Raw genomic sequence first — 25,408 nt, 5'->3', positions numbered from 1 at the left:
GGCGGATTGCACAACGGCAGCGCTCGGTTTGTCAACGGTCCGATCGGTGGTCCCTTGTCGATGTTGGTGCCTTCGGGTTCGATTCGGCGGGCTAAACGGGCGGAAGCTTGACTTCGGTGACCAAGTCTCAGCAGTGTGTCCGATGCGGTGAATCCCTGCCGACAAGGTTGTCAATGCCGCACTGGAGGCGATGCGGGATGACCATCAGAAGCTTGCGGAAGGCGGGCGCGGCCGCGCTCGGGCTCGCGGTGCTCGCCGCGCTGGTCCCGGGACAGCTCGCGTTCGCCGCACCGGCCGCGAAGGCCGACACCGACCTGGCGAAGTGGGTGAACCCCTACGTCGGCACCAAGCCGGGCGGCCCGGACCAGGGCACCGGCGGCGGCGCGGGCAACACCTTCCCCGGCGCCGACGTGCCGTTCGGCATGGTGCAGTGGAGCCCGGACACGGTCACGCTGCAGCACGGCGGCTACTTCTACGACGACAACCGGATCAAGGGGTTCAGCCTCACCCACCTGTCCGGCGCGGGCTGCTCGACCTACCAAGACGTGCCGTTCATGCCGTTCCCCGGTGACGTCACGACCTCGCCGGCGACCGACCCGAACCGCTACGTCTCGAAATTCTCCCACGCGAACGAGACCGTCACCGCCGGGCACTACGCGGTGCGCCTGGACTCCGGCGCCGGCGCCGACCTCTCGGTCACCCAACGCAGCGGCATCGGCAAGTTCTCCTTCCCCGCGGGCAAGACCGCGACGATGCTGGTCAACACGTCCGGGTCGATCGCGGGCGCGGACGACGCCGAGACCGTCATCGGCAGGAACTCCATCGACGGCTGGGTGACCAGCGGCCGCTTCTGCGGGGCCGACCACACCTACCGGGTCTACTTCCACGCCACGTTCTCCCAGGACTTCGCCGCCATCGGCACCTGGAAGAACGGCGCGGTCACGCCCGGGCGCAACGAGGTCCGCGGCGGCGCGAACCCGAAGGCCGACCTGTCCGTTGTGGACGCACCGAAGACGTTGCAGGCGCAGAGCCAGCGCAAGCCCAAGGCGCAGGCGCGCGCCGCCGCCACACCGGCGGACACCACGGTGTCGGGTCCGGGCAGCGGCGGCTACGTCACGTTCGCCAAGCCCGACGTGACCATGCGGGTCGGCGTCTCGTTCGTGTCGCTGGACGGTGCGAAGGCCAACCTGGCCAAGGAAAGCGGCACCAAGTCGTTCGACACCATCGCGGCGGCCGCGCGCGGCGCGTGGAACGCGCAGCTGAACAAGATCGCGGTCACTGGTGGCACCGACGCCGAGCGCACGACGTTCTACACGGCGATCTACCACTCGCTCGTGCAGCCGAACGTGTTCTCCGACGTGGACGGTCGCTACCCCGGCTTCGACGGCCGGATCCACACCGCGGCCAAGGGCCACAACATCTACACGAACTTCTCCGGCTGGGACGTCTACCGCTCGCAGTCGCAGTTGCTCGACCTGCTGGACCCGGCCGCGGGCGCGGACATCGCCACGTCGATGGTGAACTTCGCCGAGCAGGGCGGGTCCTGGGACCGCTGGACGGTGGCGAACGGCTACACCGGCGTCATGAACGGCGACCCGTACCACATCATCGTCGCCAACGCCTATGCCTTCGGGGCCAAGGACTTCGACGCCAAGAAGGCCTTGCTGCTGATGGAACGTGGTGCCACGCAACCGACCCAGGGCTACGAGGAACGACCGGGTCTTGTCGAGTACATGAAGGACGGATACGTGCCGATGGGCGCGGACGGCGTCTGGGGTGCGGGCGCGACCACGCTCGAGTACACCTCGGCCGACTTCGCCATCGCGCAGCTGGCCAACCGCACCGGTGACCCCGCGGCCGGTCAGACGTTCATGAAGCGGGCGCAGAACTGGCAGAACCTGTTCGACCCGAGCACGGCCTACCTCCGGCCGCGCAACAGCGACGGCTCGTTCACCTCGCCGTTCAACCCGGCCAGCATGGACGGCTGGGTGGAGGGCAACGGCGCCCAGTACACGTGGATGGTGCCCTACGACGTCGAGGGCCTGGTCACGGCGATGGGCGGCAAGGACGCGGTCAACCCGCGGCTGGACGACTTCTTCACCCAGCTCAACGCGGGCACCGACGAGCCGTACGCCTTCCTGGGCAACGAACCGACGATGCAGACGCCGTGGCTCTACGACTACACCGGCGCACCGTACAAGGCGCAGTCGCTGACCCGGCGGGTGGAGCAGGAGCTCTACAACCCGACCGAGAGCGGCCTGGTCGGCAACGACGACCTCGGCCAGATGTCGTCGTGGTACGTGTGGGCCGCGATGGGGATGTACCCGATGATCCCCGGCCGCGCCGAGCTGGTGCTGAACAGCCCGCTGTTCTCCCAAGTCGTGATCACCCGGCCGACCGGGGCGAAGATCACGATCACCGGGGCGGGGGCGGACACGAACTCGCCGTACGTCACCGGGCTCAAGGTCAACGGCCAGACCACGACGTCGACCTACCTGCCGGAGTCGTTCGTGAACACCGGCGGCACCGTCGACTTCCAGCTCTCGTCCACTCCGGACCCGAGCTGGGGCAGCAAGCCCGAGGACGCCCCGCCGTCCTTCCGCGACGGTGAGGTCGGCCAGCGCGGCTACGTCGACCCGGGCCGGCTGGTCATCCCGGCCGGCGGCAGCGCCACGGCGAACATCGGCGCGCAGGACTACTCGGGCAAGGGCGCGACGGTGTCGTTCACCGCCAGCCCGCCGAGCGGGTTCACCGTGGCCCCGGCCAGCGGCGACGTCGTCGTTCCCGCCGGTGGCAAGGCAACCGTGCCGGTGACCGTGTCGGTGTCGGCCGGGACCGCGGAGGGCACGTACCGCATCCCGATCTCGTACACCGGGCCAGGTGGCACGGCGTTGAGCGCGGGTGCGTTGCAGGTGCTCGTCGCCGAACCGGGAAGCCTGCGGGCCGCGTACAACAACGCGGGCATCTCGCCGGACTCCGACCAGGCCATCGCCAACTTCGACCAGGTGGGCTGGAGCTTCTCGGCCGACGCGCTGGCGAGCAAGGGCGTCACCCCGGGGGCGACGGTCACAGTGGACGGGCTGAACCACGTCTGGCCGTCGGTGCCGCCGGGCGAGCCGGACAACGCGATCGCATCGGGGCAGACGGTGAAGCTGGCGGCGCCGCAGGGTGCGACCAAGCTGGCCATGCTCGGGTCGGCGGCCAACGGTGACACCCACGGCACGATGACGATCACCTACACCGACGGCAGCACGCAGACCGCGGACGTCGGCTTCTCGGACTGGACGCTGGGCGCCGGCTCCGAGCCGGTGGCGTTCAACAACCGGGTGGCGGCGCAACTGCCGTACCGCAACGCGGTCAGCGGTACGTCGCAGCAGATCACCACGTACCTGTTCGCCACCGAGCCGATCGCGCTCGACCCGGCCAAGCAGGTCGCCAGCGTGACCCTGCCGTCCAGTGTGGACGGCGGAACGCTGCACGTGTTCACCATCACCGCTGGTTGACCCGTCCCGCCACGACCCGCCGTTCCCCACCAGGAGCGGCGGGTCGTGGCTTAGGGTGGCCGCATGGACGGTCTGGACCAGTTGCGGGACGCCCTGCGCGCCGAGCCCCCGGCGGGCATCGCCGCGCTGCCCGAGGACACCCTCGCCGACCTGGCGGGGCTGGTGCGTGAGGCCCGGCGCAACCAGGCCCAGCAGTTGGGCGAGGCGTTCGAGGCCACGCTCAAGCACGTGCCATTCCCGGTGCGCGGCATCGTGCGCAAGGTGCTCGTGGGATGACCGCGGCCGAAACCCACGCCGAACTGATGAAGCTGGGGCGGTTGCTGGGCGTGCCGCCGGCCCGGCTGTCCGGCCTGGAGGCTGCCGCGCCGGCGGACTTGCGGGCGTTGCGCGGGCAGGTCGGCGAGCGCTTGTTCGCCGCCGACCGGGAGGCGTTCGCCCGGGTCGGCCTGCTCGCCCGGACGATCCCGGCCGCGATCTCGGCGAAGGTGGCGGAGAAGGTGCTGTCGCCGATGCTGGCCGCGCGCGCCACGGAGTCGCTCTCGCCGGAGAAGGCCGGTGAGCTGGCCGGGCGGCTGCCCGCGAGCTTCCTCGCCGACGTGGCCCAGCACCTGGACCCGATGCGGACCGCTGACGTCGTGGTCGGCGTGCCGGCCGCCAAGATCGTCGAGGTGGCGGCGGAGCTGGCCCGGCGCGAGGACTGGGTGACCATGGGCGAGTTCGTCGGTCACCTGCCGGCGGCGACCCTGCGCGCGACGATGTCGGCGCTGGACGGCGCGGCGATGCTGCAGGTCTGGTTCGTGCTCGACGCCAAGGACCGGCTGGACGAGATCGCCGCGATGCTGACCGACGAGCAGGCCGCCGCGCTGGTCGCCGCGGCCGACGGGCTCGACGAGCAGTTCGCCGACCTGCTCGCGCACCTGAGTCCCGAACAACGGGCCCGGCTCTCGTAGATTTCGGCGGGGCCCGTTCGTGTAGGTGGTGACCGCCTACGCGAAGGAGAACCTCATGGACGTGTTGCTGAAGGGCCTCGGCATCCCGGAGTCGCCGCGCTGGCACGACGGCCGGCTGTGGTTCTGCAACTGGGTCGAACAGCAGGTCGTGGCCGTCGACATGGATGGCGACGTGGAGACGTTGCCCAGCCCGAGCGAGTTCCTGATGGGCTACTCGATCGACTGGCTGCCCGACGGGACGCTTCTGGTTACGGGGGACAAGGTGCGTTCCCTGCGGCCGGACGGGTCCGCGGTCGTGCACGCTTCGCAGCGGGCCAATGAGATCGTGGTCGACGGGCGCGGCAACGTCTACCTGAACGGCGCCGACTTCGACTTCCGCGGCGGTGAGGAACCGAAGCCGGGCTACATCAAGCTGCTGACCCCGGCTGGTGAGGTGCGCCAGGTGGCGGGGGACATCCAGTTCCCGAACGGCATGGTCGTCACGCCGGACAACCGAACGTTGATCATCTCGGAGTCGTTCGCCGGGCGGCTCACGGCGTTCGACATCGCCGCGGACGGTTCGCTGTCCGGGCGGCGCGTGTTCGCCGACGGGCTCGGACCGGACGGGATCTGCCTGGACGCCTCGGGTGCGGTGTGGGTGTCCACGGGCGGGAACGAGGTCGTCCGGGTCGCCGATGGCGGGGAGGTCCTGCAGCGCGTGACGCTCGGTGTCGACCGGGCGCCGTTCGCGCTGGCGCTCGGCGGACCCGAGGGGCGGACGTTGTTCGTCTTGACCGCCGAGTGGCGTGCCGCCGACGGCATGGCCAACCTGAAGCGGTTGGCCGGCTCGGAGCGCACCGGGGAGATCCTGACCATGGAAGTCGACGTTCCCGCCGCCACCCATTCCTGACAAACCCGGGCGTGTCCCACATTGGGGCTGGGTGTGTCCCCCGTTCGGACCCGGCGTGTCCCCCGTTCGGACCTGGTGTGTCCCACGTTCTGACCCGGCGAGTTCCACGTTGGCGATGTGGGACACGCCCTACGCGGATGTGGGACACGCCCAGCGGGAGTGGGGGACACGCCCAGCGGGAGTGGGGGACACGCCCAGCGGGAGTGTGGGACACACCGTGCGGGAGTGTGGGACACACCGTGCGGGAGCGGGGGACACGCGCTGGGGTCAGCGTTGGGCGACGGTCATGCCCAGGGCGACCAGGGCGCTGGCGAAGGCCAAGGCCGGGTCGTCCTCGTAGGCCCACGGGATCGAGCTCGGGCGCCGGTTCACCCGCGACAGGTGCCACACCGCGCGCACGTCCTCGCCGGCCCGCAGCATCGCCCACCCGAAGATGTTGTGCGCCCACAACGAATCCGGCCGCGGCCGGGCGGCCGCACGCCACCGGCTCTCGGCGGCCACGAGTTCGTCGACCACGTTTGCATTGAAGTGCCGGCGCGCCGAAATCCCCGACGCCGCAAGGTATTCGGCGTGGGCGAGCGGCAACATCGCGCTCAACGGATCACCGGCCGGCGCCGACACCGAAGCGGCGCGGGCGAAGGCGAACATCTCCTCGTGCGAGCCACCCCACTTGGCGGCCAACGCCTGCAGGCGGCGCACGTTGCCGAAGAACAACGTCGGGCAGCGGTCGGCCACGCGCGACCACAACGAGTCGAGGTTCGCGCGGTCCAGGCCCATGCCCATCGCGTAGTTCTGCAGGATCGCCCACGGCACCGGGTCGTCGGGGGCGAGGTCGGCGGCGGTGAGCAGCGGCTCCTGGGCATCGCGCAGGATGTCCTGGAACAGGCCCAGGCGGTCGGCGTCCGTGCCGCCGATGCCGCGGATCTGCCACGCCTCGGCCACGATCGTCGCGCCGAGCCACAAGTGGACGTCCGCGCCGTCTTCTCGCGACATGCCGGCGTGGTAGAGCCGGCCGATGTCATGCGACTGCCCGATCGCCGCGTCGGCCAGGGCGGTCACCCGCTGGGCGCGCAGGTCGTAGTCGGTGCGGGTCTCCCGCAGCAGCGCGATGCCCGCGTTCAACGCGGTTTCCCGCACCACCTCGATGCCCGTGTCCAGGGCGAGGTCGTCGAAGCAGCGGTCCACCACGACGGTGCGCGCCACTTCCACGATCCGGGGGTCCACGGCGGGGCAGTTAACCACGTCGATGCAACTTGCGAAACCAGCTATACACGAACGGCCCTGCGGCCTGGAGCCGAACCAGATCTAGTGGCAAAGGCCCTTGGCGGCCAATACGTGTGCTTCGGCATCCTGTGCGCGACTCGCCTCCAGTTCACCGGAATCCTGGGCCCGCACCAGCCGGTCGAGCACCTCACTCGCGCGTTCACCCGAGGACCACAACGCCATGTCAGCGCCCGCTTTGATCGCCGTCAACACCGCTTCGGGCAGGTCGTACTGCGCGCTGATGGCCCGCATGGCGCCGAGGTCGTCGGTGACGGCCAGCCCGTCGAAGGCGTACTTCTCGCGCAACAGCTTGTACGCGGCGGGGGACAGGCTCGCGGGCGTGCCGTTGGTCAGGCCCGGCACGTCGAGGTGCCCGAGCATGACCGCGACCGGGCCGTAGTCACCGATGTTCTGGTAGGGCACCAGGTCGTCGCGCTCGAGCTGGGCCAGCGGGGGCGTGGTCACCGTGCCCTTGTGCGAGTCGCCGGAACCGTGGCCGTGCCCCGGGAAGTGCTTGAGCACCGGCAACACCCCGGACGCGGCGAGGCCTTTGGCGAACGCCACCGTGTACTTGCGTGCCTTGGCCGGGTCGTTGCTGAACGACCGGTCGCCGATCACGGCATCGTCCGGCTCGTCGCTCACGTCCGCGTCGGGCGCGAAGTCCACGGTCACCCCGGCCGCCCGCAGGTACCGGCCACGCTTGGCGGCGACGTCGGTCACCTGTCGCGGCGTCATGCTCGCGGCCATCGCCCGCGGGCTCGGCAGGTCGCCCGCGACCGGGTCGATGGTCTGCACGCGACCGCCTTCGTCGTCGACGGCGATCAGCGGCGCGACCTTCCCCGCCTTGACCACCGGCGCGAGTGCGTTGCGGGACAACAAGGCCATGGCGTTGTCGTGCACGAACAGCGCGCCCACCTGGGCATCGCGCACCAACTCGGTCGCTTTCTCCGCGCTGCCACCGGGAACGCCGGTCACCAGCAACTGCCCGAGGCGCGTGCGTTCCGGCAGCTTCGCCAGGACCGTGTCGCACGACGGCGTGTCGCCGCGCGACGTCGTGCTGACCGGCGGCGGCACGGACTGCGGCGGCTGCGTCGTCGGTTGCGTCGGCGACGAGGGCGTGGCGGCCAGCGGCGATCCCTCGACCGTGCGGTCCGGCTGCTCGTGTTCGGCCCAGCCGACCACCAGCCCCGCGAGCACGGCACCGGCCGCGACCGTCACCAACAGCCGGCTGGTGCTCCTCCTGCGGGCGACTCGCACCGGGTTACCGCCGGAACTCCGCGATCCAGCGGTCGAACCCGCCGGGTCCCGCCGGCGGCTTCCGCTCGATCGACACGGTCGTGAGGCCGCCGGTCGCGAACGCGGCGATCTCCTTCTCGGTCAACGGCCACGGCGGACCGGCCTCGGCATCGTCGGCATCGTCGGCATCGTCGGCTGCCCCGTCCGGCCGGCACGCGGCGCTCACCACCAGCGTCCCGCCCGGGGCGACCAACTCGGCGACCGCGGCCGTCGCGCGTTCGCGCACGCTGCGCGGCATCGACTGCACGGTCAGGCTTTCCACCACCAGGTCGAAGCCGCGGCGCCACGCGGCCGGCACGTCGAACAGGTCGGCGATCACGTATTCCACGCGGGAGTCCGGGAAGCGGGCGCGTGTGGTGCGCACCGCGCTCTCGGAGATGTCGAAGGCCGTCGTCGTGTAGCCCAGACCGGAAAAGAACTCGGCGTCGCGGCCGAGCCCGCAGCCCACGACCAGCGCCGATCGGCCCTCGCCCCGGCGCTCACGGGCCCAGTCGACGAGGACGGCCTGCGGGTGGCCGACGTCCCACGGAACCACCGCCGAACCCTCGGACGCCTCGGCGTAGAGCCGCTCGAACCAGCCGGTCGGGTCGCCCTGCTCGAGCGAGACGGCCGCGAGGGCCCGGGCGCGCTCGTCGGGGTCCGGGGTGGTCGCCGAAGTGGCCGAAGTCGCCGAATCCATCGCACCACCCTACTGGCGACCTTGTACCCATCCGGCCGACCATGCTGTCGTGTACGGTGGTGAGTGACTCAGAGTAACCGGGCTACTACATGCGGGTGGTTGTCAGAGCTGGCTGGTGAATGCCCCGCATCGTCAGCCTACGTTCGTTTTCTGGCGTCCGGTGCGGTTCGGCGAGGTGCCGCAGAAAGGGGGCTGGATTGGCGAGGGCAGACGGACGTGGCTCCGGCTTCGCAGCCGTGGCGCGCGTGCCGGAATTCCGCGCGCTCTGGCTGGCCGAGCTGCTGTCGATCCTCGGCGACCAGCTGGCCCGGGTCGCGCTCGCCGTGCTCGTCTACGGCCGCACGTCGTCGGCCATGCTGGCCGCGCTCACCTATGCGCTGACCTTCGCGCCCGCCGTGCTCGGCGGTGCCTTCCTCTCCGGCCTCGCCGACCGCTTCCCCCGGCGGGCCGTCCTGGTCGTGACCGACGTCGTCCGGGCGGTGCTGGCCGCCTTGATGGCGTTGCCCGGCGTGCCGCTCGGCGTGTTGTGGACCTTCGTGGCGTTGCTGAGCATGGCGTCGGGCCCGTTCAAAGCCGCCCAACTGTCGTTGCTGCCGACCGTGGTGGGCAAAGAGCAGTACGTGTCGGCGATGTCGTTGCGAGCGGCCAGCACACAGGTGGCGCAGCTGGCCGGGTTCGCGTGCGGTGGCCTGCTGCTCGCCGTGGTGCCGCCCGCCGCAGTGCTCGGGCTCAACGCGGGCACGTTCGCGCTCAGCGCCCTGATCGTGCTCACCGGCGTCCGGGCTCGTCCGGCCGTCGCCGCGCAACCCGAGGAACCGGTGTCCCGACCGGACGCGCCGGTGGCGCCGTTCGCCGGGGTGTTACCGATCTTCGCGATGGTGATGCTGGTCGGCTTGTTCGTGGTGCCCGAAGGCCTCGCGGCGCCGTATGGAGACGCGCTCGGCGCCGGGCCGGTCGGCGTGGGGTTGCTCATGGCCGCGGACCCGTTGGGCAGCGCACTCGGCGCGTGGCTGCTCGCCCGCCGCGGGAGCACCCCGACCTGGCACTCGATGGTGTTGCTCGCGGCACTCGCCGGCGTGCCGCTGCTGTTCTGCAGCGCGGGACCGGCGCTGGTGCCGTCGCTGATCCTGTGGGCCGTGACCGGCGGGCTCTCCACGGCGTACTTGATCCAGGCGCAGGCCCTGCTGGTCGAGCTGGTGCCCGACCAGCGCCGCGGCCTGGTGATGGGCCGGCTTGCGACGAGCCTTTACACCTCGCAAGGGCTCGCTGTCGTGCTCGGCGGCGCGCTGAGCGAGCTGACCGGCCCCTTCCGGGCCGTGGGCGGGGCGGGTCTGCTGGGTGTGGTGCTCGCCTCCTGCGTCGGCGTGTGGTGGGGTCGCGGTCGTTCCCGCGCCGAGAACGACCGCGCCGAGCCACACATGACGGACGACGATCAGATGCCATTGATGCGCATCTCAGGTACCTCCTCTCGGACGGACACCAGCGCGGACGGTGATACGCGGCCGGCGTCCCCGCCGATCGGCGGGCAAGGGCGACCATTGTCGACGTCGAATGATGGGGACTGAGTCAGATGCCCTTGTCGCACATGCCTGGAGTTCCTTCGTCCCGGGGCGACACCGCACGGGTTGGTGTGGCACCGGTGGGCGGGGGAACTTGCAGGTGCTCAGAGGTCCTTGCTCACGGCGGGCTCCCTTCTTGTGGAGCGGTGGTGGGTCGGGCTGGTCAGAGGTCCTTGCTGCGCATGGCGGTCTCCGTTGGTCGTCGTGGTGGTGGGCCTGGGGGTTCAGAGGTCCTTGCTCACGTGGTGCTCCTTTCTGGTGATGTGGTCGTGGTGCGGGGCGATCACAGGTCCTTGCTGTGCATGGCTGCCTCCTTCGCCGGTTCTGGTGTGGGGGTTCGGGGTTCAGAGGTCCTTGCTCACGAGGTCCTCCCTCCTTGTCGAGCGGTTGTGACGGGGGCTGGTCAGAGGTCCTTGCTGCGCATTGCGATCTCCTTGGGCTGGTGGGACGGGGGCGCTGGGCGTTCAGAGGTCTTTGCTCACCGCGGTCTCCTTTCTTGTGGTGCGGTCGTGACGGGGTCTGATCAGAGGTCCTTGCTGCGCATTGCGATCTCCTTGGGCTCGTGGGACGGGGGCGCCGGGCGTTCAGAGGTCCTTGCTCACGTCGCGCTCCTTTCTCCTGGTGGGGTCGTGGTGAGGGCTGATCACAGGTCCTTGCTGTGCATTGCTGCCTCCTTCGCCGGTTCTGGTGTGGGGGTTCGGGGTTCAGAGGTCCTTGCTCACGTCGTGCTCCCTCCTTGTCGAGCGGTTGTGACGGGGCCTGGCCAGAGGTCCTTGCTGCGTATTGCGATCTCCTTGGGCTCGTGGGACAGGGACGCTGGGCGTTCAGAGGTCCTTGCTCACGGCGGGCTCCCTTCTCGTCGAGCGGTCGTGACTGGGGCTGGTCAGAGGTCCTTGCTGTGCACTGCCGTCTCCCTTCGTGGCTGGGGTGTGCGGGCCGGGGGTTCAGAGGTCCTTGCTCACGGGGCGCTCCTTTCCGGTGGGGCGAGTAGGCCGTTCGGTCACAGGTCCTTGCTGCACATGGGGGTCTCCTTCATCGAGTTGTGTGATGCGGGCGTTCGTGGGTACTCAGAGGTCCTTGCTCACGACTTGTTCCTTCCTCTCGAGGTGGCAGTGGCGGATGCCGGGGCCGTTCACAGGTCCTTGCTGCTCATGGGGGTCACCTCCAGGGTTGATGCGGTAGCGACTGGTCGGTGTTCACAGGTCCTTGCTCACGGCGGGCTCCTTTCGCGTGCGGTGGGGGTCGGGGGTGGATCAGCCGGTCAGCGATCCTTGCTGCACATGGCGGTCCCTCCCGCTGCCCGGGGTGAGATGAAATGTGTTCGTTGTGCGATGAAATATTCGAGGTCAGGACGGAACAGTCAGAGGTCCTTGCTGCGCATGGCCGGCACCTCCTCTCGGGGCGTCGCCGAACCAGCTTCCCGCCGGATCGATCGCCGGCGGACCCAGCGACCAGCATGGACTCGGCATCCGGGGACGCGAGTGGGACCATTATGAGTGTGCTGCAACGAGCGGTAGGAAAAGGCGATCGTCGCAGGTCGCGCCGGGTGCTCATGACGCTGCCGAAACGAGGCGTCGTCTTCGTGCTCGCGGTCGACGTGCTCGCCGCGTTCGCGTTGGTGCTCGCCTTCGTCCTGTACCCGACCTCGGCGACCGATCTGCGCCACGTCGGCGGGATCGTGCTGCTCGGGCTGGCCTCAGCCGAGTTGACCCGGCAGGTCGAGCGCAAGCGGCGGCGCTTCGCCGACACGCTGCACGTCAACCTGAGTTCGGTGTGGATCATCGCCGCCGCGGTGACCACCAGCCCGGGCCTCGCCGCGGCCACGACGACGCTGCTCTACAGCCACCTCTGGCTGCGCAGCTGGCGCAACCTGTCCGGGATGCACACCTACCGTGCCGTGTTCAGCGCGAGCAACGCCGTGCTGTCCTGCCTCGCGGTCTGGGCGCTGGCGCGAGCGGTGCCGACCGGCGGCGTGCTGGCCATGGCCGGGCCGATGATCCTGGTGTGGGGCGTGCTGGTGATCGTCACGTACTCGGTGATCAACTCCGGGATCGTCGGCGTCGCGATCGCGTTGCTCTCGGGTGACCGGTCGGCCCGCCAGCTGATCGGTACCTGGCAGGAGAACAGCATCGAGTACGCGACCCTCTGCATGGGCGTGCTCGCCGGGGCGTTGCTGCTGTGGCAGCCCTACCTGCTGGTGCTCGTCCTGCTCCCGCTCTACGTGCTGCACCGCAGCGTGCTGATCCGCCAGCTCGAACACGCGGCGGCCACCGACGAGAAGACCGGCCTGCTCAACGCGGCGAGCTGGCACAACCTCGCGGCCGCCGAACTCGACCGCGCGCGCAGGCACGACAGCACCTTCGGGGTCCTGCTGGTCGACATCGACCACTTCAAGAGCGTGAACGACAGCCACGGCCACCTCACCGGTGACCACGTGCTGCGCCTGGTCGCCGACGCCATGCGTGCCGAGGTCCGCGCCGACGACCTCTGCGGGCGCTTCGGCGGCGAGGAGTTCGTCGTGCTGCTGCCCGACACGAAGGCCACCGACGTGGTGGACGTCGCCGAGCGGATCTGCCGCCGGGTGCGTGCCCTGCGCATCGAGGACGCCGACACCGGCGAGCTGCTGCCCGACCTGAAGCTGAGCGTGTCGATCGGGGCCGCGACCTACCCCGATCACGGCAGCCAGGTCGACGAGGTGCTGATGTCGGCCGACAACGCCATGTTCGCGGCGAAGGACGCCGGGCGCGATCAGGTGCGCGCGGTGCGGCCCTCGGCCGGCTGATTCTCCATCTGCTCGCGGTGCTGCTGCGCCCACTCCGCGAGCGGGCGCAGGGCCCGCAGCAGCGACCGGCCCATCGGGGTGAGCCCGTACCAGACGGCGCCGAAGCGCCCTGGTTCAGCGCGCCGCTGCACGAGCCCGTCGGTGTTGGCGCGGCGCAGGGTGTCGGTCAGGGTGCGTTCGGTCAGCGGGCGTTCGTGCGACACCCACCCGACCCGCTCCTCGACCTCGTTCACCGCGGCGAGCAATTCGCCGTACTGCCGCTCGCCGAGCGCCAGGGCCGCGAGCACGGCCACGGTCCATCGTCCCCGAAGCACGGTCATCGCGTCGTGAACGCCCTGCCGGTACGGGACGTCCCACTTCGTCATGCCGACAGCTAACACGATCGGGGGACTGTTGTGGCAGGTCGCCCCCACTGAGCCCAACGTGCGCGAGCGCTTACGTTGCACTCAGCCGGACCCCGCCGGGTATTCCTAGAGGGCACCAGGGATGTACCGAGTCCCTGGTACGCAAGTCGCGGTGGCTTGGACGGTCGCCTGACGGTGGGGCGGCAGCCGAGTGCTCGCCTGGCAATGCCGACCCGGTCACCGCGGCTTGCGGCTTCGGGGGGCGTGGACGGGATCGGTTCGCTTGGTCGCCTGGAACGCGCGCCGGCGACGCGCTCCGACTCCCGTTCACCGTCCCCCGCTCCCGCCTCAGGCGGGAACGTCGTCGAACTCCACCGACTCGCTCAGCTCGCGCCAGCGGGCGTCGTCCTCGTCGCGGGCCCGGGCGGTGGCGGCGGCCAGTGCGGTCGCCTGACGGCCGAGCAGGAGCCGCAGCGGGGGCTCTTCGACGCCGGTGATGCGCACGATCGCGTCGGCCGCCTTGTCCGGGTCGATCGGTGCGCTCGACGGGAAGTCCTCTCGCATCTCGACCATCGCGCCGACCGTCTGCCGGTACGGCTCGCTGATCGGCGGGATGGTCATCGACGAGCCGGCCCAGTCGGTGCGGATGCCGCCCGGTTCGACCAGGGTGACCTTGATCCCGAACGGCGCGACCTCCTTCGCGAGCACCTCCGAGAAGCCCTCGACCGCCCATTTCGCGCTCTGGTACGCGGCGAGCCCCGGCGTGCCGACCCGGCCGCCGATCGACGTGATCTGCACGATGTGCCCGCCGCCCTGCGCCCGCAGGACCGGGACCGCGGCCTTGGTGACGTGCACCGTGCCGTAGAAGTTGGTCTCGATCTGCCTGCGGAAGGCGTCGAGCTCGACGTCCTCGATCGCGGCCACGTCCGCGTAGCCCGCGTTGTTGACCACCACGTCCAGGCGGCCGAAGTGTTCGGCGGCCGCCTTGATCGCCTGCTCGGCTGCCGCTTGGTCGGCGACGTCGAGCGCGATCGGGTGGATCTGCTCGCCGTACTTCGCGACGAGGTCGTCGAGCGTGCGGGGGTTCCGTGCGGATGCCGCGACCCGATTGCCTGCTTCGAGCGCCGCCGTGACGATCGACCGGCCGAGGCCGCGCGAGCTCCCGGTGACGAACCAGACCTTGCCCATTTGCTGTCTCCTTCTTCTAACTGAATGGTTAGTTACGAGAGTTGCACTGGGTCGCCCGCCTGTCAACTATCCGGTTAGTTGAGTATGCTCGAGCTCATGGTCGGAGACGCTGAGGCGACGAAACGCCGCCTGCTGGACGCAGGGACGGCGGAGTTCGCCAAGTACGGGATCGCCGGCGCCCGCGTGGACCGCATCGCCGCGGCGGCGGCGGCCAACAAGGCGCAGATCTACCACTACTTCGGCAGCAAGGAAGGCCTCTTCGACGCCGTCTTCGACGAGTTCGTGGCGCAGACGCTGCGCGAGGTGCCGATCGACCCGGCCGACCTGCCGGAGTACGCCGGCCGGCTCTTCGACGGGTACCTGCGGCACCCGGAGCTGACCCGGATCGCCAGCTGGTACCGGCTGGAGCGAGCGGAGACCTCCGAGCCGCTGCAGTCGATCCTCAAAGCCAACCAGGGCAAGGTCGACGCGATCGCGCAAGCCCAGGCCGACGGCGTGCTCCCGAGCCGCTTCGACCCGGCGGACCTGCTGGCCCTGGTGCTGACGATCGCGGGGATGTGGACCGCGATGACCCCCGAGTACCACGACCTCGTGCGCTCGGAGACGGTCGAGCACCGCCGCAAGGTGATCACCGACGCGGTCCGTGCGTTGCTCGCTTGAGGCGGGGTTTTCCACAGGCATCGAGTTGTCCACAGATCCCAGCCGCTCGCTGTTTTCCCAGCTCAAACCCGATAGAGTGGCATTAGGGGTGCCCCCGGGAGGGTGGGGCTTGGCCTACGCGAGGCTTCGCGAAAGTCGGTAGAACGTCCTGCGGAACTCGGTCCGGACCAGCCGCCGTTCGTAGTCTTGCCCTGAACGTGAATCTGTTTCATAGTTCACGGATGCGGTCTGATCGTGCGACGGTGCTCGCGGTCGCGTTCGGCGGGTTCCTGCTGATCGACACCATCCGCGGATGGCTGCCCACCATGACCACGATCTTCGGGTCCGCGGGCAGCACTCCCGACTGGGTCTTCGTCCTCTTCGCGCTCGCCTGGGTGGTCCCGCCGGTGCTCATGGCCGCGCTCGCGAGGAGCCGCGCGGTGCCCGTCGCCGCCATCGGCGTCGAGGTCGTCGCCCGGATCGTGCTGCAGACCCAGGCCACCGGCCAGGTCCAGCTCTACGCCTCCTGCATCGCCGTGCTGGCCGGCTTCTGCTGGCTCGTCTCGGCAGCGACCCGCGGCTGGCCCGGCGAACACGTCGCCACCGGGTTCGGCGTCGCCCTGGCGCTGACCGTCGTCCTCGGCCTGGCCGCCGAATCCGTCGACCTCATGTGGCTCACCGGCGTGGTGCCGTGGCTCGTGCTGCTCGCAGTTGCGGCGGTCGCCTTGTACGGCACGGCATTCGCCGCGGAAGGCCAAGGCGGTGGAGCGTTGTGGTTCGCGCTCGGACCCGCGGTGCTGCTGGGTACCCAGGTCGTCACGAACGTGGGCCGGGCGTGGGCCGCCGCCGGCACGGACTGGTGGCCGGGAGCGCTGATCGCCGTCGCGGCGGCCGCAGGAGCCGTGATCCGGCTGCCTCGGTTCGTCGCGCCCGTCGGGCTGGTCGTCGGCACCGCGCTCGCGGACCTCCCGCGCGCTGCCGACAACACGCTGCCCGTGTGGGCGCTCGCCGGGCAGGCGCTCGTCGCGCTCACCCTGACCGCCACCCTCGCCGCAGCGGCAACCCCGAACGGCAAGCGGAGCGGGCTGGCCGGGTTCGCGGGCGTGTTCGTGTTCTTCCTGCTGGTCGCCGGCTACAACACGTCCTTCGACTCCTTCGGCCGCGTGTACCTGCCCGCCTTCACCCTCGTGACCGCGGTGCTCGTCGCCGCGCAAGGCCGGGGTCGCGCCACGATGCCCAAGCGCGAGGTCGCCCTCGGCTGCGTCGTGGTCGCCGCGGCCGGCGTGGTGGCGGCGGTGGTCCAGACCCCGGTGCCCGTGACGCCCGCCCAAGCCGGGCCACAGCTGCGGATCGTGCACTACAACATCCGCTCGGGCATCTCCGCGCTCGGCCGCTTCGACCCCGACGTGATCGCCGACCAGATCGCCGCCCAGCACCCCGACATCGTGAACCTGCAAGAGGTCGACCGCGGCATGATGATCACCGGCGGCCACGACGCGCTGCGCCTGATCGCCGACCGGCTCGGCATGGCGATCCACTACTTCCCGGCCAAGGACCCGTTGTGGGGACTGGCGATCCTGTCGCGGCTGCCGTTGCGTGACGTCGTCGCGACGCCGATGACCGAGAAGGACATCGCACCCCAGACCGGCATCCTGCGCGCGACCGTCGACACGCCGCAGGGCCCGATCGTCGACGTCACGACGCACTTCCAGCCCGGTTCGGACGGCATCCCGGCGGCCGAGCCCAACCAGCTGGCCGCGCTGATCGCCGAGCAGAAGCTGCCGGTCGTCGTCACCGGCGACTTCAACCTCGAGCCCGGCGACCCGCGCATGGTCGCGATGAAGCAGTTCACCGATGGCCTGGCCCAGGTGCGGCCCTTCCCGACGTCACCCGCCGAGGCGCCGAAGCAGCAGATCGACAACGTCTTCGTAACCCGGGAACTGGCGACGTCCGACATCGTGGCGCCCAGGACGACCGCGTCGGACCACCTCATGGTCGCGTTCACCGTGCGCTTTAACAGTTAACAGGTCGTTCCTTTTCGGCGGATTGGCCGATTACCGTGTGAGGATGAGCGCCGAAGCGCACCCGACGTTCGCCCAGGCCCTGCGTGCGGCCATCCACGCGCGGGGGCTCGGGCTCGACCGGATCCGCTCCCGGCTCGGCGAGCGCGGGGTCAGCGTCAGCATGGCGACGCTCAGCTACTGGCAGTCCGGGCGCAGCCGCCCGGAGCGGCGCGAGTCGCTGATCGCGTTGCGGCACTTGGAAGACGTGCTGCAGGTGCCGACCGGCTCGCTCGCCGCCCTGCTGCCACCACCTAAGGCTCGGGGCCGGGCGCGGCTGCGCGAACACCGTGAGCTGGCAACGTATTGGCCCGTCCGGTCCACTGTGGATGACGTGGTGCGCGGGGTGGACACCCGCTGGGACGAGCGCCTCGCGCGGATCAGCCAGCACGACATCGTGACCGTCGGCGCCGAGCGGGGAGAAGTCTCCTTCGTCTCGCGCCAGGTGTTGCGTGCGGAGGCGGACGGTCCGGATCGCTGGGTGGTCATCCTGCACATCGACGAGCACGACCGGCCGTTGCCGCGGGTCCGGCCGCTGCGCAACTGCAGGCTGGGCCGGGTGGTCGGGCGCGAGGGCGACGGTCTGCTGGTCGCCGAGCTGGTGTTCGACCGGCCGTTGTTCCGGGGCGAGACGGTGATCACCGAGCACGTGATCGAGAATCGCGAGCCGTATCCGCTGGCCACGAACTACGAGCGGAAATTCCGGTTTCCAGTGCGGGAGTATGCGCTCGAGGTGTGTTTCCAGGGGGAGCTGCCCGTTTCCTGTGAGCGCTACACCAGCGCGGAAGACGTTCTGCCCGTTCGGGTTGGCCCGTCTGTCCACGGTGTCGCCCTGGACTTCGGTCCGGGTTGCTACGGTTTCCGGTGGGTGTGGGGATCTTAACTGTTAAATGGTCGTGATCGGCCGTTTCGGTCTTATCTTCGAACGAAATCGAAGGGAGACCACCAATGCGACAATTCGCGGCGGCGAGCGGGCTCGCCCTGCTCGCCGCGATCGTGTTCGTGCCCACGGCGGACGCCACCCCGGTCCCTGATCTCGCGGCGAGCCAACAACAAGCTCACGGCCTCGCCGCGTCCTTGCCGGCCGGTCTGAAGGACCAGCTCGCGGGCGAGTGGTTCGACGCGAAGACCCGACGGCTGACCGTGGCCGTCACCACGGCTTCGGCGGCGCGCCAGGCGGAAGCGGCCGGCGCGGTGCCGGTCGTGGTGCGGCACAGCAGGCAGCAGCTCGAGAAGACCACCCAGCAGGTGCGAGCCCTGGTCGGCCACGGCGTGCCCGGCGTCTTCGGCTGGGGCACCGACGTGCGCGCCAACGAGGTGACCGTGTCGGTCGACGACGCGCGTGCCACCAAGGCGACCGCGGACTTCGAGGCCAAGGCGACCGCGCTGGGGGTGCGCGTGGTGCACACGAAGTCGATGCCGCACCAGCAGTCCGGCACGATCAGCACCGGCAACCCGTGGTGGCCGGGCGGCGAGAGCAACTGCTCGGTCGGCTTCCCGGTCACCGATGCCAGCGGGGCCAAGCAGTTCCTGACCGCGGGGCACTGCACCAACGACGTCAACCAGCCTGCTTATGGTGCGTCGGGCCAGCAAAACCGCATCGGGACGTCCAATGTGGGCGGTTCGCACAGCGTCAACGGCAGCGAAGGCGACATGGGCGTGGTCGCGGCGACCGAGCCTGGCTGGACGTTGTCGCCCTCGGTCAACACGTGGGGCCAGCCCGCCGTGACCGTCAGCGGCGCCGAGGAGGCCATGGTCGGCGACACGGTGTGCCACTCGGGCAACACCTCGCACTGGCAGTGCGGTGAAGTGAAGTACACCCACCGCGCGGTCGACTACGGCGGCGGGCTCGTGATCGAGGACCTGACGTGGACCACGGCGTGCTCGCTCGGCGGCGACTCGGGTGGGGGCTGGCTGCTCGGCGACAAGGCCACCGGCCTGCACGACGGCGGCCCGTCGCAGTGCGTGGACAATCCCAGCGACGGCGACATGTCCCTGTTCCAGCCGGTGATCGAGGCCTTGACCAAGTGGAACCTGACGCTGGTGACTGGTGGTGGCGGCTCAACCGACACCACCCCGCCGAGCGCGCCCGCGAACGTGCGGGTCACCGCGACCACCTCGAGCAGCGTGTCGCTGAGCTGGGACGCGTCGACCGACGACGTCGGCGTGACCGGCTATGAGGTGAGCCCGGGCGGCGCGGTGACCGGGACGTCGACCACGGTCACGGGATTGACGCCGGACACGGCCTACTCGTTCACGGTCAAGGCCCGCGACGCGGCCGGGAACCGTTCCGCGGCAAGCACTCCGGTGACCGCCCGGACCCAGCCGGGCAGCACCGGGCGCACGTTCACCAGCAACGCCCACTACGCGATCGCCGACTACAAGACCGTGACGAGCCCGGTGTCGGTGACGCTCAGCGGGCCGGCCGCGAGCACGGTCACGGTGACGGCGTCGATCCAGCACACGTGCGCGGAGGACCTGGACGTCCAGCTGGTGTCGCCATCGGGCTGGTGGTACCCGCTGAAGTCTTCGGGCGGCTCGACCTGCACGGCTTGGTCCGGTACGAAGACCTTTGCGGTGCAAGGGGTTTCGGCTCAGGCGCAGGGAACGTGGAAGCTGCGCATCGCCGACTGGGGCGCGGGCGACACGGGCACCCTGAACGGCTGGTCCCTGACCCTCTGACCGGCCCGGGTTCGATGAGGCCGGACCGCTGCACCGCGGCCCGGCCTCTCGGCGCGCCGTGGGACCGGGCACGCTCAGCCCTCCGGGCCGATGATGGTGCAGCCGACGAGTTCGCGGGTGAGTTGGTCGGCTTGCAGCCACCGGATGCGGGGATCGCCGAACTGCAGGGTGTGGGCGCCCGTGAGGAATGGGTGTGGGTTGGGCCAGCCGGTGCGGTAGAGCCCGCCCCAGGCGCCGCTGACGAAGGAGTGTGCGCGGAGGACGACGTGGGCCGGTCGCAGTGAGGGGCAGGCCTTGACGGAGATGCGGGCGCAACGCAAGCACAGTGGCGGGTGGGTGGTCTGGGCGCGTTCGGGCCAGCCGGGCCAGGGGTGGGGTTGCTCGTGGATGAGCCAGAGGGTGCCGTGCTGGTTGTGGTCGGCGGGTCCGGCGCAGACTTGGCAGAGCAGGCGTCGCATGGCGCGGCGTTGGCGCAGTGGGTGCATTTGGCGGTAGAGCGGTTCGCCGGCGCCGGGGCGCGAGGTGACCCGCGACCACAGCAGTCCGTGGCCGTCGCGGTCCACTGAGGACTCATCGCGGTAGGCGATGCCTTGTCGTGTCTCGACAAGAGGTGCCTCGAGGACATTTTCGCCACTCCATCGGGCGACATAGGGCACCGGACCGAGCGGACCGCGAACGAGGTGCTCGCCACCGTTGGTGTGTTGTGCGCGAGCCTCGGAGGAGATCAAGTGCATGCGTCGGAAGCTACGGTCCGCAGCAGCGGCGAACGGACAACGAAAGGACAATCGGGGTTACCCTCGGGCTATGGCCACGGAGGAACGGGTAGGCGCACGCCTGGCACGTCTGCGGAAAGTTCGTGGACTCACCCAGGTGCAGTTCGCGGCGGCCGTCCACTACTCGGTGTCGCTGGTCAAGCAGGTCGAACGCGGTGTTGTCGCGCCGAGCGCGCCGTTCGTCGCTGCGGCCGCTTCAGCCTTGGGTGTTCACCCGAACACCTTGTTCGGCACCGACGAGCCGTTGGTCGACGAGCCCGACTACGGACAGTTGATGGTGCTCCGTGCAGCCGTGGACGCCTGGGACGATCCCCGGCCGGAGGGCGAGCCGATCACCCTGGACCTCGTCGACCGCCGATTGGACGCGATCAACCGCACTCTGGAACGGGCGGCGGGGACCGCCACCGGATCGACCGCGTACGCCACGGCGGCGGTCGACCTGGCGGCGCTGCTGCACCACCTGTACGTCATGGCAGAGGCCACGGGTGCCGCCGGCGCGCGTGCCCAGGCAGCGTTGCACGACGCTTACCGCCTCACGGCCACGGTCGCCGGTCGCTTCCGGCAGGCCGACTTGGCCGCCGTCGCATCCGAACGGCACATCGCCTTGGCCCAGGCGATGGGTGATCCGATCCGGCAGGCCATCAGTGCCTTTCACCGATCGTCGATCCACCTTCGGGCCGGTCGGTATGCCGACGGCTTGCGGCTCCTGGAGCGGGCCCGCCGCGATCTCGATGGCCGGTCCGCCGTCTCCACGCAACTGCACTTGCGCAGTGCTGTCCTCGCCGCCCGGAGTGGGGACCTGGCTCTTGCCGATGAACACGTGGCCGAGGCCCGCTCCTGCGGGACGTCCAGCTCCGAGTACCGGGGGATCGACCCGTCCGAGCTGAACGTCGCGGTGCATTGGTGCGCGGTGCCGGTCGAGGCGGCCGACGGAGCCGAAGCCCTGCGCCGGGGCAGCGAGGTCCGGCTCGCCAACCAGTCCCGACCCGAACGCCTCGGTCACCACCACATCGACCAGGCCCGGGCATGGTTGCTGCACGGTGACCGGGAGCGGTGCGTGGCGGAGCTGAACACCGCCCGCCGGGTTGCGCCGTTCTCGACCCGGCACCACCCGTCGGTACGCGAGACGGTCCTGGCCATCGCGACCGCCGACCGCCGCACCACCGACTCGTTGGCCGACTTCGCGCGATGGGCGGGCATCCAGTTCTAGGAAACGACGCAAAGGGAAGGGCCGTCGGCGCGCGCGATGCACGCCGACGGCCCTCTCCCTCACTCGGTGATCAGCCGACCTTGTACGCGTATGGCAAGGCCGAGATCACCTCACCCGTGCCGTAGAACGGCAGTCCGGTGTTGCCGGTCGGCAGCACCGGCACCGTCACCAGGTTCAGGTGCCCGCGCACGACCGTCCCGCGAGCACCGGACGGCTTGATCGTCACCATGATCGTCGCCGTCTGGCCGGGGTTGATGGTCGTCGGCGTGCCGCCGGTGCCGTTCGGGTCGATGGCCAGGTCGAACGGGTCGCCGGTGCTCGAGGTCACCGACGGGTCGAAGCCGGCCGTGGTCATCGACTGCGTGTAGCTGACGTGCCCGGACGGCGCGCCGTCGGGACCGAACGGGCCGATCTCCTGCACCGAGCCGAACCAGATGCCCTTGGAGATGTAACCCTTCTTCTCCGAGACCGTCGCCACCGACACCGTGCTGCCGTTCTGGGCCGCCTTCAGGTCACCCAAGACGTCGATGCCTGCCGCCGAGCTCTGCAGCTCGACCTGCGCGGGCAACGTCGACGAGGTGGCCACCGTCAGGCTCGAGGTGTCCGGCGGTGCCAGGTAGATCGGCTCGTCGGCACCCGGGGTCGGCAGCGGCAACTCCGTCTGACCCTGGATCACGTTGGGCTGCAACACCTGCTGGTCGTTCGTGCGCGGGTCGACGCCGACCGCGATCGGCTCGACACCGGTGTTGCGCACCTTGACCGGCACCTTCAGCGTGCTGCCCGCGGGCAGCTTGGTGCTGGCCGACGTCGGCAGCCCGTTCGCCTTCACCGACGCCTTGTCGAATGTCACCCGGCCGGTGAACGGCTGCTCCAGCGCATCCCCGGCGACCGGGTTCTGCACCACGATCACCAGCTGCCAGCGACCCGGCAACGGCGCCGCGTCGGTCATCTGGATGGTGTCGCCCTGGAGCAGGTCCCCGCCGTCGCCGAGGAAGACGTTGCTGTTCACGTCGGCGAGTTCACCGTTGGGGTCGACCAGCACGCCGTCGACCACGGTGCCCGCGTCCGCCAACTGCACGGCGACGCTCAGGTCCTTCTTGCCCTTCGGCACGTCGAACTCGTAGCTGAACGTCTGCGCGGGGGAGACCGCGCGGGCGTTGCCGCCGGTGATGGTGCCGCCGAACCGGCCGTTGCCGTCGGTCGGGATCAGGCTGCGCATCACCGCCGACATCGACGTCTTGTGCCCGTCGGAGCTGGCGAAGGTCGTCGAGTACGTCGCGTCCCCGCCGCTGGCCGGGGTCGGCAGCTTCACGGTGACGTTCTTCGACTGGCCCGGGTTCAGGGTGAACGTGGCGGGCGAGACCGTGCCGACCGTCTGGGTCCGCTGCGTGTCGGTCGCGAGGGTGATGTTGCCGGTGTAGCCGTGCGTGTCCGTCGAGGAGTACAGGACCGCGGTCCACGTACCGGCCCGCGGGCTGCGAACGTCCACATTGGCGTAGTTGGCGCTCGCGGCACCACCCTGCGGCCTGCTGTTGGCCACGAACGTGCCGTCCGGGGCGAGCAGCGTCAGCCGCACGACCTTCGACGCGCCACCGGTCCACGCCATGCGGGCGAGCAACCGCTGGGCGTTGGCGGGCACGTCGAACTGCACCAGCTGCGACCGCCACGTCGTGCCGTTGTAGTAGGGGAACGGCGTGGCCGTCGGCCCGAACGCGATGTTCTGCGTGTGCGTCGACCGCTGCACGAACGTCCGGGTGCCCGTGGCCACCGTGAGCTTCTTGGTGCCCACGTTGGTGACCTTGACGCCGGTGCTCTGCGTGCTGCCCGGAGCGCCGGTCAGCGTGACCTGATCCTTCGAAATCGTAATATTCGAACTCACGTTGACCGGCGCGCCGGTGGAACCGGGCGAGGTCAGCGCGGCCTCGACGGCGGCACGCGCGTCGAGCAGACCCGTGCCCTGCTCGTCGGCGGGCAGGCCGAGGTCCCTGGTCGTGCTGGTGATCAGTTGCTTGACCAGCGCCGGGCTCGGCGACTGGCCGTGGTGGGTGCCGCGGTAGGCATGGATGACCAAGGCGGCCACGCCTGCGGTCAGCGGCGCCGACTCACTCGTGCCACCGAAGGACTCGAGGTCCGTCGGCTGCGGCGGTGTCTGGAAGTTGCGGCACTCGGCGTAGGCGGGCGAGCAGTCCGCCCAGTTGCCCTCACCGGGGGCGACCAGGTCGATCGTGCGGCCGTTCTGCGTGATGCCGGACGAGGACAGCGCGGAGATGTTGTCGCTGATCCACTTGCCGTTGGAGAAGGGGAACGCGGCGTAGGAGGTCTGCGCGTACAGGCGGTTGTCCGTCGTCGCGCCCGCGGAGATGACCAGCGGGTCGGTCGCCGGGCTGCCGATGGTGCTGGTGATGCCCGCGTCCCCGGAGGACGTGGTCACCGTGACCCCCGCGGCGACCGCGTTGTCGTTGAAGACCTGGAACAGGTTGCGCATCGAGTAGTCCGGGTACTGGTTCAGGCCCAGCGACTCGTTGATGACGTCGACGTGGTCGACGGTCACCGCGTAGTCGATGGCCTGCAGCACCGCGGAGTTGGTCGCGGTCCCGCCGAAGACGTTCAGCCCGACCAGGCTCGCGCCCGGCGCGACACCCTTGACCACGATGTTGCAGCCCGGCGGCAGCGGGTGCGCTTGGTTCACGAACTGCGAGAGGTCGTGCACGACGACGCCCTGCGCGGCGATCGACGAAGCGTCACCAAATGCTTCCGCACCGGAATCGGCCGTGTTCGGACCGTCCCCGGAGAAATCTTGGTAATCGGAGAAGACGTGACTGCCGTCCGGCCGGATGAAGTCGGCGTAATTCGGGTCCATGTTGTCGGCCAGGAATGCGACTTTCACCCCAGAACCGTCCGCGAGGTCGGCCGCGCTGGCCGAACCGTCGGTGCTCGCCGCCCGGATCGAGGTGAGCGCCTCGGGTTCGAGCAGCGGCTTCGCCGGGTCGCTGGGGCAGATGGCGCCCGGGTCGGCCGTGAGCGACTTCGGGGTGCTCGGCGCCGCCTTGCCACCCGCCGTCGCCGGGGTTGGGTTGTCCGGCAGGTCGACCGGCGCGTCGGGCACGACGGAGGCCACCGCCGGATCGTGGCGCAGGGCTTCGGCCTGCGCCGGGGTCACCGTGGCGGAGAACGCGTTGCCCAGCGTGAAGTGCTTGACCTTGGCCGGTGCGGGTCCGCCGAGGCGGGCGAGCACGGCGTCCTGGGTGGCGGTCGCCCTGCTGTGCCGGTGGCCGCTGTCGGCCTTGGCGGCGGGGGCGTCGGCCAGCTGGTCGGCGAGGACCACGATCACCGACTGGGGTGCGCCGGCTGGTGCCGGTGCCGAGTTCGCGACCTGGCCGGTGGTCAATTGGACCACGCAAGCCAGGACCAAACCGCCGGCCGCACCTGTCGCGGTGCGGACGCGGAGGGTGGAACGCCGCATGTGCAGCTCCCGTTTCCGTATGGGGCGAATACTCCAATCACGTCCCCCGACGGAATGCAGCACTGCTTGCCTCATCCATGACGTGTGAACGAACTATTTCCGATAGTTGTGCAAAACACAAGGTCCTT

At 70.0% G+C, this 25,408-nt stretch carries 18 protein-coding genes; 11 read left to right on the top strand and 7 right to left on the bottom strand.

All coding sequences use genetic code 11. The features are described 5' to 3' along the window. Positions 1-197 precede the first annotated feature (197 nt). The 4 genes from EV186_RS21260 to EV186_RS21245 all read left to right on the top strand — a co-directional run bounded on the left by EV186_RS21260 (position 198) and on the right by EV186_RS21245 (position 5,342). A complete protein-coding gene (locus tag EV186_RS21260) occupies positions 198-3,503 on the top strand; it encodes a GH92 family glycosyl hydrolase (RefSeq protein ID WP_133851046.1) in 3,306 nt (1,101 codons plus the stop codon). A 63-nt stretch (positions 3,504-3,566) separates the two neighbouring features. Continuing rightward, positions 3,567-3,779 carry a hypothetical protein gene (locus EV186_RS21255; RefSeq protein WP_133851045.1) on the top strand — a complete coding sequence of 71 codons (213 nt, stop codon included), beginning with the start codon at positions 3,567-3,569 and terminating at the stop codon, positions 3,777-3,779. Continuing rightward, positions 3,776-4,453 carry a hypothetical protein gene (locus tag EV186_RS21250; protein ID WP_133851044.1) on the top strand — a complete coding sequence of 226 codons (678 nt, stop codon included), beginning with the start codon at positions 3,776-3,778 and terminating at the stop codon, positions 4,451-4,453. The genes EV186_RS21255 and EV186_RS21250 overlap by 4 nt, the downstream gene beginning before the upstream one ends. A gap of 55 nt (positions 4,454-4,508) precedes the next feature. Continuing rightward, positions 4,509-5,342, top strand: coding sequence for an SMP-30/gluconolactonase/LRE family protein (locus tag EV186_RS21245; RefSeq protein ID WP_133851043.1), 834 nt, complete (start codon positions 4,509-4,511; stop codon positions 5,340-5,342). 267 nt (positions 5,343-5,609) lie between these two features. Here EV186_RS21245 and EV186_RS21240 read toward each other — a convergent pair whose 3' ends face one another. The 3 genes from EV186_RS21240 to EV186_RS21230 all read right to left on the bottom strand — a co-directional run bounded on the left by EV186_RS21240 (position 5,610) and on the right by EV186_RS21230 (position 8,580). Then, entirely contained in the window at positions 5,610-6,566 is a 957-nt protein-coding gene (locus EV186_RS21240) for a hypothetical protein (RefSeq protein WP_133851042.1), read from the bottom strand. Between the two features lie 81 nt (positions 6,567-6,647). Then, the gene (locus EV186_RS21235; RefSeq protein WP_424983175.1) at positions 6,648-7,829 is read right to left on the bottom strand and encodes a glycoside hydrolase family 3 N-terminal domain-containing protein; all 1,182 of its coding nucleotides are present in this window, start codon (positions 7,827-7,829) and stop codon (positions 6,648-6,650) included. Positions 7,830-7,866: 37 nt separating this feature from the next. Further along, positions 7,867-8,580: a class I SAM-dependent methyltransferase gene (locus tag EV186_RS21230; RefSeq protein WP_133851041.1), complete on the bottom strand. Its 714-nt coding sequence runs from the start codon at positions 8,578-8,580 to the stop codon at positions 7,867-7,869. Positions 8,581-8,825: 245 nt separating this feature from the next. Between EV186_RS21230 and EV186_RS21225 the strand changes: the two genes are divergently transcribed. Together EV186_RS21225 and EV186_RS21220 are read left to right on the top strand one after the other, a co-directional pair. Next, on the top strand, positions 8,826-10,145 hold the full coding sequence (locus EV186_RS21225; RefSeq protein ID WP_166659254.1) for an MFS transporter: 1,320 nt from the start codon (positions 8,826-8,828) through the stop codon (positions 10,143-10,145). A 1,546-nt stretch (positions 10,146-11,691) separates the two neighbouring features. Continuing rightward, positions 11,692-12,921, top strand: a complete 1,230-nt coding sequence (locus tag EV186_RS21220; protein ID WP_166659253.1) for a GGDEF domain-containing protein — start codon at positions 11,692-11,694, stop codon at positions 12,919-12,921. On the opposite strand, the gene EV186_RS21215 is transcribed toward EV186_RS21220, so the two are convergent. Both EV186_RS21215 and EV186_RS21210 read right to left on the bottom strand, forming a co-directional pair. Continuing rightward, positions 12,888-13,286 carry a winged helix-turn-helix transcriptional regulator gene (locus tag EV186_RS21215; protein WP_208115705.1) on the bottom strand — a complete coding sequence of 133 codons (399 nt, stop codon included), beginning with the start codon at positions 13,284-13,286 and terminating at the stop codon, positions 12,888-12,890. The genes EV186_RS21220 and EV186_RS21215 overlap by 34 nt on opposite strands. A gap of 327 nt (positions 13,287-13,613) precedes the next feature. Beyond that, positions 13,614-14,453 (bottom strand): SDR family NAD(P)-dependent oxidoreductase, encoded by an 840-nt coding sequence (locus tag EV186_RS21210; RefSeq protein WP_133851038.1) that lies wholly within the window; start codon positions 14,451-14,453, stop codon positions 13,614-13,616. Positions 14,454-14,549: 96 nt separating this feature from the next. Here EV186_RS21210 and EV186_RS21205 point away from each other — a divergent pair, with 96 nt between their 5' ends. The 4 genes from EV186_RS21205 (at position 14,550) to EV186_RS21190 (ending at position 19,834) form a co-directional block, all read left to right on the top strand. Then, positions 14,550-15,113: a TetR/AcrR family transcriptional regulator gene (locus EV186_RS21205; RefSeq protein WP_133851037.1), complete on the top strand. Its 564-nt coding sequence runs from the start codon at positions 14,550-14,552 to the stop codon at positions 15,111-15,113. 221 nt (positions 15,114-15,334) lie between these two features. Continuing rightward, positions 15,335-17,116 (top strand): endonuclease/exonuclease/phosphatase family protein, encoded by a 1,782-nt coding sequence (locus EV186_RS21200; RefSeq protein WP_133851036.1) that lies wholly within the window; start codon positions 15,335-15,337, stop codon positions 17,114-17,116. Between the two features lie 43 nt (positions 17,117-17,159). Then, positions 17,160-18,035: an XRE family transcriptional regulator gene (locus tag EV186_RS21195; protein ID WP_133851035.1), complete on the top strand. Its 876-nt coding sequence runs from the start codon at positions 17,160-17,162 to the stop codon at positions 18,033-18,035. A gap of 65 nt (positions 18,036-18,100) precedes the next feature. After that, positions 18,101-19,834, top strand: coding sequence for a proprotein convertase P-domain-containing protein (locus EV186_RS21190; protein ID WP_133851034.1), 1,734 nt, complete (start codon positions 18,101-18,103; stop codon positions 19,832-19,834). A 74-nt stretch (positions 19,835-19,908) separates the two neighbouring features. Here EV186_RS21190 and EV186_RS21185 read toward each other — a convergent pair whose 3' ends face one another. After that, positions 19,909-20,568 (bottom strand): hypothetical protein, encoded by a 660-nt coding sequence (locus EV186_RS21185; RefSeq protein WP_133851033.1) that lies wholly within the window; start codon positions 20,566-20,568, stop codon positions 19,909-19,911. On the opposite strand from EV186_RS21185, the gene EV186_RS21180 reads away from it, so the two are divergent. Next, positions 20,567-21,817, top strand: coding sequence for a helix-turn-helix domain-containing protein (locus tag EV186_RS21180; protein ID WP_133851032.1), 1,251 nt, complete (start codon positions 20,567-20,569; stop codon positions 21,815-21,817). The two genes, EV186_RS21185 and EV186_RS21180, sit on opposite strands and share 2 nt — an antisense overlap. Before the next feature lie 70 nt (positions 21,818-21,887). Here the strand turns inward: EV186_RS21180 and EV186_RS21175 are convergent, their stop codons facing one another. Then, complete coding sequence (locus EV186_RS21175) at positions 21,888-25,214, bottom strand: S8 family serine peptidase (RefSeq protein WP_243754169.1); 3,327 nt, start codon at positions 25,212-25,214, stop codon at positions 21,888-21,890. Positions 25,215-25,408 lie beyond the last annotated feature (194 nt).

Origin of the sequence: Labedaea rhizosphaerae (genome assembly GCF_004362825.1) — a bacterium.
Taxonomy (GTDB): Bacteria; Actinomycetota; Actinomycetes; order Mycobacteriales; family Pseudonocardiaceae; genus Labedaea; species Labedaea rhizosphaerae.
Note: the sequence above shows the minus strand (reverse complement) of the source record. Positions and strands in the feature narration are given on the sequence as shown.